General features: G+C 73.1%; 13 protein-coding genes. 4 read left to right on the forward strand and 9 right to left on the reverse strand.

The genetic code is table 11. The features are described from left to right. Nucleotides 1-721 (forward strand): LacI family DNA-binding transcriptional regulator (locus E1292_RS12200; protein WP_132595130.1); only part of this gene is annotated, 721 nt, incomplete at its 5' end. A 121-nt stretch (nt 722-842) separates the two neighbouring features. On the opposite strand, the gene E1292_RS12205 is transcribed toward E1292_RS12200, so the two are convergent. The 9 genes from E1292_RS12205 to E1292_RS12245 form a co-directional block, all read right to left on the reverse strand. Continuing rightward, nucleotides 843-1262 (reverse strand): hypothetical protein, encoded by a 420-nt coding sequence (locus E1292_RS12205; RefSeq protein ID WP_132595132.1) that lies wholly within the window; start codon nt 1260-1262, stop codon nt 843-845. Between the two features lie 35 nt (nt 1263-1297). Next, the gene (locus tag E1292_RS12210; protein WP_246090074.1) at nt 1298-1702 is read right to left on the reverse strand and encodes a hypothetical protein; all 405 of its coding nucleotides are present in this window, start codon (nt 1700-1702) and stop codon (nt 1298-1300) included. Nucleotides 1703-1752: 50 nt separating this feature from the next. Beyond that, complete coding sequence (locus tag E1292_RS12215; protein ID WP_246090075.1) at nt 1753-2769, reverse strand: leucine-rich repeat domain-containing protein; 1017 nt, start codon at nt 2767-2769, stop codon at nt 1753-1755. Nucleotides 2770-2778: 9 nt separating this feature from the next. After that, nucleotides 2779-5154, reverse strand: a complete 2376-nt coding sequence (cutA, locus tag E1292_RS12220; protein ID WP_132595136.1) for an aerobic carbon-monoxide dehydrogenase large subunit — start codon at nt 5152-5154, stop codon at nt 2779-2781. Beyond that, a complete protein-coding gene (locus tag E1292_RS12225; RefSeq protein WP_132595138.1) occupies nt 5151-5738 on the reverse strand; it encodes a (2Fe-2S)-binding protein in 588 nt (195 codons plus the stop codon). The genes cutA and E1292_RS12225 overlap by 4 nt, the downstream gene beginning before the upstream one ends. Next, nucleotides 5728-6669, reverse strand: coding sequence for an FAD binding domain-containing protein (locus tag E1292_RS12230; RefSeq protein WP_132595140.1), 942 nt, complete (start codon nt 6667-6669; stop codon nt 5728-5730). Before E1292_RS12230 ends, E1292_RS12225 begins: the two co-directional genes overlap by 11 nt. Beyond that, a complete protein-coding gene (locus tag E1292_RS12235; RefSeq protein ID WP_132595142.1) occupies nt 6666-8078 on the reverse strand; it encodes a uracil-xanthine permease family protein in 1413 nt (470 codons plus the stop codon). The genes E1292_RS12230 and E1292_RS12235 overlap by 4 nt, the downstream gene beginning before the upstream one ends. Nucleotides 8079-8267: 189 nt before the next feature. Next, complete coding sequence (locus tag E1292_RS12240) at nt 8268-8471, reverse strand: RNA-binding S4 domain-containing protein (protein ID WP_220446781.1); 204 nt, start codon at nt 8469-8471, stop codon at nt 8268-8270. 31 nt (nt 8472-8502) lie between these two features. Further along, nucleotides 8503-10119: a PucR family transcriptional regulator gene (locus E1292_RS12245; protein WP_132595144.1), complete on the reverse strand. Its 1617-nt coding sequence runs from the start codon at nt 10117-10119 to the stop codon at nt 8503-8505. 131 nt (nt 10120-10250) lie between these two features. Between E1292_RS12245 and E1292_RS12250 the strand changes: the two genes are divergently transcribed. The 3 genes from E1292_RS12250 to E1292_RS12260 are packed head-to-tail and all read left to right on the forward strand — an operon-like array spanning nt 10251 to nt 13863. Then, nucleotides 10251-11114: an oxamate carbamoyltransferase subunit AllH family protein gene (locus E1292_RS12250; protein ID WP_246090076.1), complete on the forward strand. Its 864-nt coding sequence runs from the start codon at nt 10251-10253 to the stop codon at nt 11112-11114. Further along, nucleotides 11111-12478 (forward strand): AllF/FdrA family protein, encoded by a 1368-nt coding sequence (locus E1292_RS12255; RefSeq protein ID WP_246090077.1) that lies wholly within the window; start codon nt 11111-11113, stop codon nt 12476-12478. Before E1292_RS12250 ends, E1292_RS12255 begins: the two co-directional genes overlap by 4 nt. Next, nucleotides 12475-13863 carry a YlbE family protein gene (locus E1292_RS12260; protein WP_132595148.1) on the forward strand — a complete coding sequence of 463 codons (1389 nt, stop codon included), beginning with the start codon at nt 12475-12477 and terminating at the stop codon, nt 13861-13863. The genes E1292_RS12255 and E1292_RS12260 overlap by 4 nt, the downstream gene beginning before the upstream one ends. The last annotated feature ends 51 nt before the right edge of the window (nt 13864-13914 follow it).

The raw sequence follows: 13914 nt of genomic DNA on the forward strand, positions 1-13914 counted from the left end.
GGCGGGCACAGCGGCGGGCACAGAAGCGGGCATCGCGGCGGGCACAGCGGCGGGCGCTGAGGCGGGCACAGGGGCGGGCACAGGGGCGGGCGCTGATGCCGGCGCCGACATGGCCGCGGAGGTGCGCTCGTTCACCGCCGCGGGCGGCCGGCTCGCCGTGATCGGCCGCCACCACCTGCCCGTGGACGCGGTGCTGCCCGACAACGCCGCCGGCGGCGCCACGCTGATGCGGCACCTGCTCGACCTGGGCCACCGTCGCCTGGGCGTGCTGGGCGGGCCGCCGAACCTCACCACGGTCGAGGACCGCCTGGCCGGGCTGCGCACGGCGTTCGGCGCTGCCGGGCTCGACTGGCGCTCGGTCCCCGTCGTGCACGGCGACTTCACCCGTGAGGGAGGCGCGGCGGCGACCGCCAGGCTGATGCGCGCGCACCCTGACCTGACGGCGGTGGTCGCGCTCAACGACCCGATGGCGGTGGGCGCGCTGTCCTGGCTGCTCAACAGCGGGCGGAGGGTGCCCGGGGAGATCTCGGTGGCCGGGTTCGACGACGCGCCGGTGGCGCGCGACGTCTATCCGGCGCTCACCACGATCAGGCTGCCCATGGCCGACATGGGCAGGCAGGCGCTCGACCTGGTGCTCAGGCCGCCGGCGAGCCGGCCGCGCCGCCGCCGCACCACGCACGAGCTGGTGGTGAGGGCCTCCACGGCCTCGCCGCACACGTGAGCGGAGCGAACCGCCGCACGCTGGAGCGGAGCCACCCGCCGCACGCTGGAGCGGGGCCACCCCGTGCGCTGGAGCGGAGTCACCCCGCCGCACGCTGGAGCGGAGCCACCCGTGAGCGGGACTAGCCGACGACCCGCATCTCGCCGCTCCCCGGGTCCGTCATGTGCAGCTCGCCGCCGAGCCGCTCGCTGAGCAGGTCGAGCACCTTACGGCTGGACATGACGGTCCACAGGTCGCCCGCGAGGTGCGGGGCGCCCGCGGGGGCGGCGCCCATCCAGGCGTCCTTGCCCGCCCGCGTGGCGAACGTCGTCACGACGAATTCGCCGTCAGGGGTCGTGCAGTGTCCTGAGCGGATGCCGGCGCCGTCGGCCTGCAGGCGCGGCTCGCACCCGACCCTGGCGGACAGCTGCTCGACGGTGAGGGGGGCGGCGCCGGCCCGCCCGCCCGCCGCGAGGTAGCCGCCGCTCCCGCCGCCCGCGGAGCAGGCGGCGACCAGTCCGGCCAGCAGCGCGAGCGCGGCGAGGCGTCGGGGTGCCGTCATGCGCGAAGGTACGCCTTCCACGGGGGTCAGCACGGTCAGGAGGCCGGCGTGGGCGTCTGGGAGACCCGGTGGTCGGTCAGGTGCAGGTCGCCGTCGAGCCGCTCCTGGATCGCCTCCAGCACCTCTAGCGGGCCCAGGACGGTCCAGCGGGGGCCGACGAGGTGGGGGTTGTACTCGGGTGCCCGGTCCATCCACTCGTCCTTGAGCGCCTCGGTCTTGAACGTGTTGACGAAGAACCTGCCATCCGTGGTCTTGCAGAACCCGGTGCGCAGGTCGTCGGCCTCGACCTGCATCTTCGGCTTGCAGCCGACCTTGGCGGAGAGCTGCTCGACGGTCAGCGGGGCCGCGGGCCTCTGGCTCTCGCCTGCTGCGACGTAGTCGCTCCAGCTCCCTGAGGAGCACCCGGCGACCAGCCCGGCCAGCAGCGCGAAAGCGGCCAAGCGTGGAAAAGTCGTCATGTGCGGAGGTACGCAAGACCCGGCACCCCGGTTCACCGCAGGATGACGCACCCGCGCGCGGCGAGCCGGCGCAGCACTTCCGGCTCGCCGTCGAGCTTGTTCCACCGCAGGTCGAGCTTGTCCAGCGGGGGCAGCCGGTCCGGCAGCCCGCGCAGCCGGTTGTTGCGCAGGTCGAGATGCCTGAGCCCGGGCGGCAACGCGTCGGGCAGCGCGCCGAGCAGGTTGTCGCGCAGGTCGAGCACCCGCAGCTCCTCCAGCTCGGCGACGGCCGCGGGCAACCGGGTCAGCCGGTTGCCCTGGAGGTGCAGCTCACGCAGCCGGGTCAGCCCGCCGACCGTCTCGGGCAACGACTCCAGGCGGTTGTCGTAGAGCCGCAGCTCCACCAGCGCGGCCATCCTTCCCAGCGCCTCCGGCAGGCGGGTGAGCCGGTTCGCGGTCAGGTTGAGGTAGGCGAGACGGTCGAGCCGCCCGATCGCCGCGGGGACCTCGGTGAACAGGTTGTCGCTCAGGTAGAGGTAGTCGGTGAGCGCCAGGTCGCCGAGCTCGGGCGGGATGGAGGTGAGCCGGTTGTGCCCGAGGTCGAGCATGCGCAGCCGGGCCAGCCCGCCGACGGCCGCGGGCACCTCGGTCAGCGCGTTCTCGGCCAGGTTGAGCGACTCCAGCCGGGTCAGCTTCCACAACGAGCCCGGCACCTCGGTCAGCGCGTTCCGGCCCGCCGCCAGGTGCCGCAGCCGCCCGCCGAGCCGCTCTGGCAGCGTGCGGACGCGGTTGCCGTACAGGGAGAGCGACTCCAGGCGCGGCGGGCAGGCCGGGACGGCCGTCAGCGCGTTGCCGTCGAGGTGCAGCGCGCGCAGCGCGGCCAGCCCCGACAGGTCGGGCAGGGCGCGCAGGCGGTTGCCGTCGAGCCTGAGCTCCTCCAGCGAGCCGAGCCCGGCCACCCATCCGGGCACCTCGGTGATCGCGTTCCAGGCCAGGTCGATCAGGCGGACGTCGTCGGGAACGTCGGGGAAGGAGGTCAGCCCCGCTCCGGGGGCACGCAGATCCGGCACGACACCGGATCATTCCATGGCGGCACGGAGCTCGCGGAGCTCGCGGAGCTCGAAGAGCTCGGACGGGGAGATGGGCATGCGGTCGACGTCGATGCCCTCGGCGTCCTCGACCGCCGAGGCGATGACCGCGGAGACGGGGATCACGCCGGCCTCGCCCGCGCCCTTGATGCCGAGGGGGTTCAGCGGCGAGGGCGTCTCCAGGTGGGCGGTCTCGACGTGCGGGATCTCGGTGGCGTACGGCATGAGGAAGTCCATGAAGGAGGCGTTCACCAGCTGGCCGTGCGAGTCGTACACCATGCGCTCGTAGAGCGCCCCGCCGATGCCCTGCGCCACTCCGCCGTGGATCTGCCCTTCGACGATCATGGGGTTGATCAGCCGCCCGCAGTCGTGCACGACGGCGTAGCGCACCACCTTGATCTCGGCGGTGTCGGGGTCGGTCTCGACGATGGCGGCGTGCATGCCCGACGCGAACGTGGACCTGACCGGCGAGTAGTAGTCGCGCCCCTCCAGGCCCGGCTCCTCCCCCTCGGCGACCGGCGGCCGGTCGGGGGAGGCCGTAGCGGAGAACTGGGTCGCCTTGGCCGCCTCGTCGTCGAAGGCGTACCTCAGCGGGTTGGCCAGCACGGCCACCGTGGACAGCGGGATCGACGCCGACGGCGCCCCCGCCACGTGCACCATCCCGTCGTCGATCGCCAGGTCCGCCGGGTCGGCCTCCAGCGCGTCGGCGGCGATGCGCAGCGCCTTCTCGCGTACTTTCCTGCAGGCGAGGGCGATGGCGTTGCCGCTCATGACGGCCGCGCGGGAGGCGAACGTGCCGACCGCGTAGCCGAACCTGCGGGTGTCGCCGGTGACCACGCTGACCCGCTCGATCGGCACGCCCAGCTCGGTGGCGGCGATCTGGGCGAACACCGTCTCGTGCCCCTGCCCCTGCGAGGTGAGCCCGGTGGAGACGTGCACCCGGCCGTCGGAGGTGACCTGCACGTGCCCGCCCTCGTAGGGGCCGACGCCGGTGCCCTCGACGTAGCAGCCTATGCCGATGCCGCGCCCGGGACGCCTCTCGTGCTCGTCCCAGCCGATCAGCTCCTTGATCATGCGGAGCATCTCCGGGTAGTTCCCGCTATCGTAGATCAGCGGGCGCCCGTCCTGGAAGGTCATGTGCTGGTCGTACGGGAACTCCTCCGGCCCGATGAAGTTGACCGCCCGCACCTCCGTGCGGTCCTTGCCCAGATGGCGGGCGATCTTGTCCATGGTCCGCTCCATGCAGAACACGGCCTGCGGCCTGCCCGCCCCCCGGTAGGGGGTGACCTGCACGGTGTTGGTGTAGACGGAGGTGAACGCGACGCGGTAGGCGCCGATCTTGTACGGTCCCAGCAGCTGGGTGGACGTCACGATCGGCACGATGATCCCGTAGGGCGTGTAGGCGCCGTGGTCGTGCCGGATCGTCACGTCCAGTCCGAGGACGCGGCCGTCGTCGTCGAAGCCGACCCGCACGTGCTGGATCTGCGCGCGCTCGTGGGCGGAGGAGATGAAGTGTTCCCTGCGGTCCTCCGCCCACTTGACCTCGCGCCCGAGCGTCATGGCGGCCCACGGCACGAGGATCTCCTCGGGCCACGGGTGCACGATCTTCACGCCGAAGCCGCCGCCGACGTCGGGCGCGATCACCTCGACGTGTGGCAGCGGCAGGCCGAGCGTGGCGGCGACGGCCATGCGGACGCTGGTGGAGGTCTGGGTGCTGGAGTAGACGCGCAGGTCCCTGCCGTCCCAGCGGGCGTAGACGCCGCGTCCTTCCAAAGGCATGCTGGCGCTGCGCTCGATGTCGAGCCGGAAGGAGAGCGTGTGCGGCGCGGCCTCGATCACCTCGCCGGCGCCGCGGCCGTCGGCCGCCGCGACCTCCTGCACGAGGTGGGCGCCGACGTTGCCGGGCACGTCCTCGTGCACGAGCGCGGCCCCCTGCACGGCCTCCTCCAGGCCGACGACGGGCTTGAGCGGCTCGTAGTCGACCTCGATGAGCGCGCAGGCGTCCTCGGCGGCATACCTGTCGCTCGCCACGACCATGACGACCGGCTCGCCGACGTGCCTGACCACGTCGCGGGCCAGCGGGTAGGCGGTGCGGCCGTGGGTGAGCGCCGGATGCGGGATCAGCAGCGGCAGCGCCCTGCCCACCCGCTCGGGCAGGTCCTCCCAGGTGTAGATCGCGACGAGCCCCGGCACGTCCAGGGCGGGGGCCACGTCGATGTCGCGGATGCGGGCGTGGGCGTGCGGCGAGCGGACGAAGGCGGCGGCGAGCGCGTCGCGGCCCAGGTCGTCGAGGTAGCGCCCCTGCCCGGTGAGCAGCCTGGGGTCCTCGCGCCGCTGCACGGGCTCCCCGAACAGCCTCGTCGTCATGTCTCCTCCGCCAGCAGCTCGGCGGCCCGGTGGACGGCCTTGACGATGTTCTGGTAGCCGGTGCACCGGCACAGGTTGCCCGAGATGCCCTCGACGATCTCGTCGTCCGACGGCGCCGGATTGTCCCTGAGGAACGCGGTGACCGTGCACAGGAACCCCGGCGTGCAGAACCCGCACTGCAGCCCGTGGCACTCCGCGAACGCCCGCTGCACCGGCGACAGCGCTGGTTTCACCTCCTCCACGTCGTGAGGGCGGCTCGGCCGCTCGGTGCCGCCGCCTTCCCCCGTCGCTCCGGTCGCCGCGCTCCCTGCGCTCCTCAGTCCACGCGGCGGCGCTCCCTCGCGGGCGAGGCCCTCTACGGTGGTGATCTCCTGCCCGTCCACGGTTACCGCGAACGTCAGGCACGACCGCACGGGCCGGCCGTCGAGCAGCACCGTGCAGCAGCCGCAGACGCCGTGCTCGCAGCCGACGTGGGTGCCGGTCAGGCCGAGGTCGTGGCGCAGGCAGTCGGACAACAACCGGCGGGCGGGCACGTTCACCCGCCTGGTCGCGCCGTTCACGACGAGCGTGATCTCATGCTCCACGGGCTGCCGCCCCTTCCCTGGCCGCGTTCCGCAGCGCCCGCTCGGCGAGCACGCCCACCAGGTGCCGCCGGTAGGCGGCCGAGGCGTGCACGTCGCTCTCCGGCTCGGTCTCCTCCTGTACGGCCCGCGCCGCCTCCGCCCAGCCGCCGGCCGCGCTCCCGGACGCTCCCGTCATGTCCACTTCCCCGAACGCCCCGGTCACGTCCGCTCCCCCACTTGCCCCGGGCACGTCCACTCCCCCGCACGCCCCGGTCACGTCCACGACGACGGGCACGGGTCCGACGCCGACGCAGGCGACCCTGGCGGCGGTGACGCGCGCGTCACCGTCCACCGTGACCACGGCGCAGACCCCGGCCAGCGCGTAGTCGCCGTGCCTGCGGGCCACCTCCTCGAAGGCGGTGCCGGTGCGCGGGGCCAGCGCGGGGAAGAACGCCGACACGGCCAGCTCGCCCGGCTCGACCGCCGACTCCAGGGGCCCGACGAAGAACTCCCGCGCCGGCACCTCCCGCTCCACGGCCCGGCCGTCCCAGCGGGCCAGCCGGACCGTGCCGTCCAGCACCGCCAGCACGGCCGGCAGCTCGGCGGCGGGGTCGGCGTGCACGAGGCTGCCCACCACCGTGCCCCGGTTGCGGATCGCCGGGTGGGCGACCAGCTTCAGCGCCCGCGTGAGCAGCGGGTGCGCTCCGGCGTGCTCGGCATCGGAGTGCCTGACCAGCGCGCCCACCCTGACGCCCGCCGGGGTAGCGTCGATCGCGGACAGGGAGCCGATCCGGTTGATGTCGACGAGATGCTCGGGCGCGGCCAGTCGCATGTTCATCAGGGGGATCAGGCTCTGCCCGCCGGCCAGCACCTTGCCGCGCACCTGCGCGAGCGTGCGCAGCGCCGCGCCGACGTCACGGGGTGCGTGGTACGCGAACGGCGGCGGCTTCACGCGGGCTCGCTCCCGGCCGGCACGGGGGCACGCCCGGCGATGGCCCTGAGCAAGTGGTAGCCGCCGAGCACCACGATGGTGCCGAGCGCGATGCCCTCCAAGGTGAAGTCGCCCCCGATGAAGTGCTGCACAGGTCCGATGGCCAGGATGATGCCCGCCCCGGTCGGAACCATGTTCACGGGGTCGGCGAAATCCACCCGGTTCTCGATCCAGATCTTCGCGCCGAGCAGCCCGATCATGCCGTAGAGGATCACGGTGACGCCGCCGAGCACGCCTCCGGGAGTGGCCGCGACCAGCGCGCCGAACTTGGGGCACAGGCCGAACAGGATCGCGATGACCCCCGCGATGTAGTAGGCGGCCGTGGAGTAGACCTTGGTGGCCGCCATGACGCCGATGTTCTCGGCGTACGTCGTGGTGGGCGAGCCGCCCACTGAGCTGGCGAGCGCGGTGGTGAGGCCGTCGGCCGCGACGGCGCGGCCCACGTACGGGTCGACGTCGGTGCCCGTCATCTCGCCGACCGCTTTGACGTGGCCGATGTTCTCGGCGATGAGCGCGATGATCGCGGGCAGTACGAGCAGCACGGCGGAGGTCTTGAAGTCGGGCCCGTGGAACTCCGGCAAGCCGATCCATTCCGCCTCGGCCACCGGCTCGAAGTTCACCCGGTCGTGCGGGAACGCCGTCGCCACGCAGTACGTGCCCTCGGACTCGCAGGCGGCCCCGGACGCGCCCCGCAGGTTCTGGCCGGGCAGCACCGACGTGATCGGCCCGGCCAGCCTGTCCAGCACCCAGGACAGCACGAACCCCGCGACGAGCCCGACCAGCACGCCGATCCGGCCGATGAACCCCTTGAACAGCACGATCACCACGAACGTGATCAGCATCGTGACGAGGGCGACCCAGTGGTCCTGCGGCCAGTAGGTGTCCGCCACCACGAACGCCAGCCCGAACCCGATCAGCATCACCACCGCGCCCGTGACCACGGGCGGGAAGACCCGGTGGATGATCTGCACGCCGAGGAAGTGGATGGCCAGCCCGGCCAGCGCCAGCACGAGCCCGGCGACCAGAATGGCGCCGGTCACGATCGCGTCCGCTCCCGCGGTGTCGCCTCCCGCCGCCGCCCTGATGGCGAACACCCCGCCGACGAAGGACGCGCTGGTGCCGAGGTAGCTCGGCACCTTGCCCTTCACGATCAGCAGGAACAGGATCGTCGAGACCCCTGACATCATCACGGCGATGTTCGGGTCCAGCCCCATCACCAGGGGGAAGACGAACGTCGCGCCGAACATCGCGATCACGTGCTGCGCCCCGAACCCCACCATCCGGGGCCAGCTCAGCCGCTCGTCGGGCCTGACCACCTCTCCCGGGGCCAGATGCTTGCCGTCACCGTGCTTGGTCCATCCCAAAACCATGAGAGCCCCTCTTGTACCGGGCGTTGCGCTGGGCCGGCGACACGCTTTCCGTTGCGGGCACATTAGGCCCGCCGGACCACTCCTACACGGGCATGATCTGCCAAATCTACGCCGGGAACCAGAGAAAAGCTCTCGCGCGCGGGCCTTCGGCGCCCGGGACGCCTGTCAGGTGCCGTGCGCCGCCCGCGCTCATTCGACCCGGATCGAGAACCCCTCGCCGCTGACCACCTGGCCCGACCGGATCTTGGCCCGCTTCCGCAGCTCCACCTCGCCGTCCACGAGCACCATGCCCTCGGCGACGAGCTGCTTGGCCATGCCGCCCGTCTCCGTGATGCCGCAGTATTTCAGCAGGTCGCACAGCGGGATGAAGTCGGAGCGCAGTTCGAAGTCCACGGGCCCCAAGCCTAGACGCACCACCCGCCGCCTAGATGCCGCGCATGCGCAGCACGTGCAGGGCCAGGGTGAGGTTGAGCCGCAGGTGGGGGTCGTCCGTGAAGCCGCCGAGCAGCCGCTCCAACTTCCCGATCCGGTAGCGCAGCGTGTTGTAGTGGAAATGCAGCCGCCTGGCCGTCTCGGCCACGTTCAGGTTGGTCTCCAGAAGGGCCTGGAGGGTGCGCCGCAGGTCGGCGTTCTCGGCGTCGTCGTCGGTGGCCAGCGGCCCGAGCGTCTCGCGGACGAACGCGTGCAGCTCGTCGGTGTCGTTCACCAGCGACAGCAGCCGGTAGACGCCGAGCTGATCGAAATGGGCCACCGCGCCGGGCCCGTGCAGCTGCCGCCCGACCCTGGCGGCCTTCAGCGCCTGCGCATAGGCCTCGGGCAGCGTCTCCGCGCCCGGGCTCGGCCGGGACGTGCCGGTCGAGAACGTCGCGGGCGGCGCGTCGGCGAAGGCGCAGGCGGCGTCCTTGGCCATCCTGGCCACGTCGGCGGAGGCGTCGACCACGGCCACCACCTCGTGCGAGAAACCCGCCACCGCCCCGTGCGGGTCGTGCCGCCTGATCGCGGCCGTCCAGCAGGCCACCAGCCGGTCCTGGGCGCTGCGCTCGTCGCCGTCGGGGTCGAGCTCGGCCACCAGCACGGTCACGGGCCGCGACAGGTCCCATCCGAACGCCCCGGCCCTGGCCGTGACCCGCTCGACCGTGCCGGCCCGTCCGGTGAGCACGTCGCGCAGGAAGTCGGCCCGGTACTTGCTCTCGACGGCGTTGACCGCCTCCTGGCGGGTGACGACGAGCGCGGCGACGGTGGCGGCGCGTTCGAGGATGCCGATGTCGCTGTCCCTGATGGCCGCGGACGGGCTGTAGGCGACGATCCTGCCGTGGTGGTGCCCTCCTGCCAGCACCGGCACCGAGGCGAACGACCGCGCCCGCCCCGCGTCCGGCGTACGGGCCGCCTCGGCCGCCGGGGAGCCCTCGTGGGTGATCGACTCGCACAGGACGGTCACGTGTCCGGCGGGCCCGGCGGCGGCCAGCACGCGGCCCGAACCGTCGACCGCGGCCACCGACACGTCGAGCAGGTTGGCCACCTCGGCGGTGACCTCGTTGAGCCCGCCTCCGGCCAGCACCACCTGCACCAGCGCCCGGTGCGCCTCCTCGGCGCGGGCGAGCACGGCGGCCTGGCGGTTGAGGATGTCGGTGAGCACCTGGTTGAGGATGTCGTCGAAGCCGACGTCGTTCGGGAGCAGGATGAGCGGGAAGCCGAGCCTGTCGGCCTGCTCGGCCATCTCGGCGGGCAGCTCGTCGACGTAGCGGCCCAGCTTGATCGCCAGGGCGGACAGGCCGCGCTCGTCCAGGTCGGCCACCAGCCTGCCGAGCGACTGCGGCGTGTTGCGCAGCGGGTAGCCGGTGGTGAGCAGCAGCTCGTGCGGCTTGACCCAGGCCAGGATGTCGGGCACTTCCATGACGTTGAGCCGCTGCACGATGCGGCCCAGCCCGCTCTCGCCCGCGATCAGCCTGGCATCGGCGAGGGTGGACACGCCGAGCACCTCGCCGACGGACACGCCATGGGTGATCGTTCCGGTGCTCGCCAGCCGGACGGGGGGCTCCATGGATGAGATTGTGACCCCGGAGACCGTCTGTCAGGAAGAGCCAACCTTCCCGCTCACTGTTGGCAAATTTACCCGTACGGAGGGTTCCCGGCCCGTTCTACGGTCAGGACCAGGGTCGGTTGGGAGGTTTGGTGACGGTCAGTACTCACGCGAGACGTACCCGCGTCCACGTCACGGGAGCGGCCAGCACGGCGGTACGTCCCGTCCTGGAGTCGTCCCGCCGCCCGGCGCGCGTGCTCGCCGCGTTTCCCGGCGGGATCTACCTGGAGGTCAGGACCGATCTCGAACCTTCCGTGATCGCGGTCATCACCGGCGAGGCGATCCGGCTGCCCAACTCCGTACTGCTGTCCGGCCCGCTCCCGAGAGTCACGGTGGGTGACGACGCCTCGGTGGGCGACCGTTCGATCGAGCTGGGCCCGCTCAACCTGACCGTCCGGCGCTGGTGGGATCCCTCGCCGCCGCTGGGCACGGTCGACCGGGCGAGCCTCGCGCGCGCCGCGGCCCGCCTGACCGACCCGCCCGAGCCCGGCCTGGCCGGCAACGCCGCGGTCGACATGCTGGCGGGCGGATGCGCCAAGGGCTGGCTGCTGGGCGCGGTGACGGCGGCCGAGCAGCTGGTGGGCCTGGGGCCGGGGCTCACGCCGAGCGGCGACGACGTCCTGGCCGGGCTGCTGGTGACGCTGCGGCATGTGGGCGCGGCGGCCGGCGTGGAGCGGGCGGTCTGGCTGGCCGGCTGGCTCGGCGCGACGGTCACCTTCGACGCCCGCACGCGGACGACGCCCATCTCGGCCACGCTGCTGCACTGCGCGGCCAGAGGCGCGGCCAGCCCCGAGGTGATCGGGGTCCTGCGCGGCATCGCCGGCACGCAGCCGCTCGAACCCGCGCTGCGGCGGCTGCACCGGCTCGGCCACACCTCGGGGGCCGATCTGGCGCAGGGCATCGCCATCGGGGTGAACGCGGTCCTCTCCTTGGGCGACCAGGAGCCGGGCCGGTGAACGACGCCGCTGCACGTGAAGTGGTGCTGGTACGGCGGGGGACTTATCACGACTCGGTGACCCTCATGCGGGTCAGCCGGGCACTGTCCGACATGCCGGGCGTGACGGCGGCCATGGTCGCCATGGCCACCGATCTCAACGTCTCCATCCTGCGCGAGCTGGGGTTCACGATCCCGGAGACCGACCCGGGCGACCTGCTGATCGCCGTACGCGCGAGCGACACCGAGGCCGCCGTCGAGGAGGCCGACCGGCAACTGACCACCTTCCAGCGGGCGGATCCGGCGCCGGAGCACCAGCCGCCGCTGACCACACGCTCGGCCGCGCGGACCCCGGCTGACCTGGTTCTCGTCTCCACGCCCGGCGAGCACGCCTTCGCCGAGGCGCTGGACGCCGTCGAGGCGGGCCTGCCCGTCATGATCTTCAGCGACGGCATGCCCGTGTGGCAGGAACGCCTGCTCAAGGAGCGGGCGCTCCTTCAGCGGGCCGGGGACGTCCTCGTGATGGGCCCCGACTGCGGCACGGCGGTGATCGGCGGCGTCGGCCTGGGCTTCGCGAACGTCCTCCGCCCCGGCCCCGTGGGCGTGGTGGCGGCCTCGGGCACCGGCGCGCAGCAGGTGACGTCCCTGCTCGACTGGGCGGGCACGGGCGTCAGCCACGTGCTCGGCGTGGGCGGCAGGGACCTGTCGGCCGAGGTGGGCGGCCTGTCGGCGATGCGGGCCCTGCGCATGCTGGACGACGATCCGGCCACCGAGCTGATCGTGCTCATCTCCAAGCCGCCGTCGCCGGAGGTGGCGCGGGCCGTGGAGGAGGCCGTGGGCCGGCTGCGCACGCCCGTCGTACGCGCGATGCTCCAGGAGGGCGCGCCCGACCTCACGGAGGCGACGGAGCGGGTGCTGCGCGCGCTCGGCAGGCCCGTCCCCGAATGGCCGTCCTGGCCGTCGTGGCCGGGCGGCCGCCCGGCCGCCAAGGCGATCAAGGGCTTCTACGCCGGCGGCACGCTCGGTGCGGAGGCCGCGATGATCGCCGGCTCCCGCGACATCGTCGACTACGGCGACGACGCCTACACCAGGGGACGCGCCCATCCCATGATCGACCCGGCGCTCCGCGTCGAGGCGCTCGCCCACACCCAGGACACCGACGTGGTGCTCATGGACGTCGTGCTCGGCCACGGCGCCGACCCCGACCCCGCCGCCTCGCTCGCGCACGCCGTAGCCCGCGCCCCCGCCACCGTCGTCGTCGCCCTCATCGGCACCGAGGGCGACCCCCAGGACCTGCACCGCCAGGCCGCCGCCTTCCGCGAGGCGGGCGCGGCCGTGTTCACCTCCAACGCCCAGGCCGCCCGGCACGCCAGGAGCCTGCTGTGACCCTGCTCTCCGCACCGCCCCGCGTCGTCACCGTCGGCGCCGGCCTCCTCGACGACGCGCTCAGGGCCCAGGCCGTGCCGACGGTCCCCGTGGCGTGGCGGCCGCCGCTGCCCGGCACTGCCGAGGCGCTGGCCAGGGTCCTCGCCGACCCGCGCAGGCACGCCGCCAACGAGCTGGCCGTCAGCCGGCTGACCTCCGCCCGCCCGCACCTGGTGGGCGTACGGCGCGCCTCCGAGGTGCTGGCGGAGGGGACGTTCCTGCACGCGGGCCCGCCCATCACGTGGGAGCGCGCGTCCGGCCCGATGCGCGGCGCCCTCATCGGCGCGATGCTGCTGGAGGGCCTGGCGGGCGACGAGCACGAGGCCGGGCGCGCGCTCGCCGCGGGCGGCGTCACGCTGCGCCCGTGCCACGAGCACGCCACCGTGGGCCCGATGGCGGGCGTGGTGAGCCCGTCCATGTGGTTGTTCGAAGTGCGCGACGAGGAGCACGGCGGCACCGCCTACTGCTCGCTCAACGAGGGCCTGGGCAAGGTGCTCCGCTACGGCGCGTACGGGCCGGAGGTGCTGGAGCGGCTGCGCTGGATGGACGAGGTGCTCGGCCCCGCCCTGGCCGCGGCGCTGGAGCGCACCGGGCCGCTCGACCTGCGTTCGCTGATCGCTCAGGCGCTGCAGATGGGCGACGAGTTGCACAACCGCAACCGCGCCGCCACCTCGCTGCTGCTGCGCGAGCTGGCACCCGCCGTGGTCGAGGCCGCCCCCGGCGCCGCCGCGCAGGTGCTGCGCTTCATCAACGGCAACGACCACTTCTTCCTCAACGCCGGCATGGCCGCGGCCAAGGTCAGCACCGACGCCGCCCGCGACGTGCCCGGTTCCTCGCTGGTGGTCGCGATGGCACGCAACGGCACCGACTTCGGCGTGCAGGTCTCGGGGCTGGGCGGACGCTGGTTCACCGGCCCGGCCGGCGTGCCCGACGGGCTTTATCTCGGCGCGTACGGCCCCGGCGACGCCAACCCGGACATCGGCGACTCCACCATCACCGAGACCTCCGGCCTGGGCGGCTTCGCGATGGCGGCCTCGCCCGCCATCGTGCGCTTCGTCGGCGGCGAGGTCTCCGACGCCGTCAGGGCCACCCGTTCGATGTACGAGATCACGCTCGCCGAGCATCCCGCCTACCAGATCCCGGGTCTCGGTTTCCGCGGCACTCCCGCCGGCATCGACGTCGCTCTGGTGGCCAGGACGGGCCTGCTGCCCGTCGTCAACACCGGGATCGCGGGACGCGTGGCAGGCACGGGTCAGGTCGGCGCGGGCCTGGTCAAGCCGCCCGCCGAGGCGTTCACCAGCGCGTTGCTGGCGTTGGCAGGCTCAGTAAGTGACCCCTTTGAATAGCGAAATAGCCGCACGTCAGCACTATTGTCAGGCAATGTCAGCTTCCCTTGC

Origin of the sequence: Nonomuraea deserti (assembly GCF_004348685.1) — a bacterium.
In the GTDB taxonomy this organism is placed as follows: Bacteria; Actinomycetota; Actinomycetes; order Streptosporangiales; family Streptosporangiaceae; genus Nonomuraea; species Nonomuraea deserti.

Excerpts from the sequence above, each read along its gene's own strand:
- E1292_RS12205 (WP_132595132.1), bottom strand. The coding sequence starts at position 1,262 with ATGACGGCACCCCGACGCCTCGCCGCGCTCGCGCTGCTGGCCGGACTG.
- cutA (WP_132595136.1), bottom strand. The coding sequence starts at position 5,154 with ATGACGACGAGGCTGTTCGGGGAGCCCGTGCAGCGGCGCGAGGACCCC.
- E1292_RS12235 (WP_132595142.1), bottom strand. The coding sequence starts at position 8,078 with ATGGTTTTGGGATGGACCAAGCACGGTGACGGCAAGCATCTGGCCCCG.
- E1292_RS12245 (WP_132595144.1), bottom strand. The coding sequence starts at position 10,119 with ATGGAGCCCCCCGTCCGGCTGGCGAGCACCGGAACGATCACCCATGGC.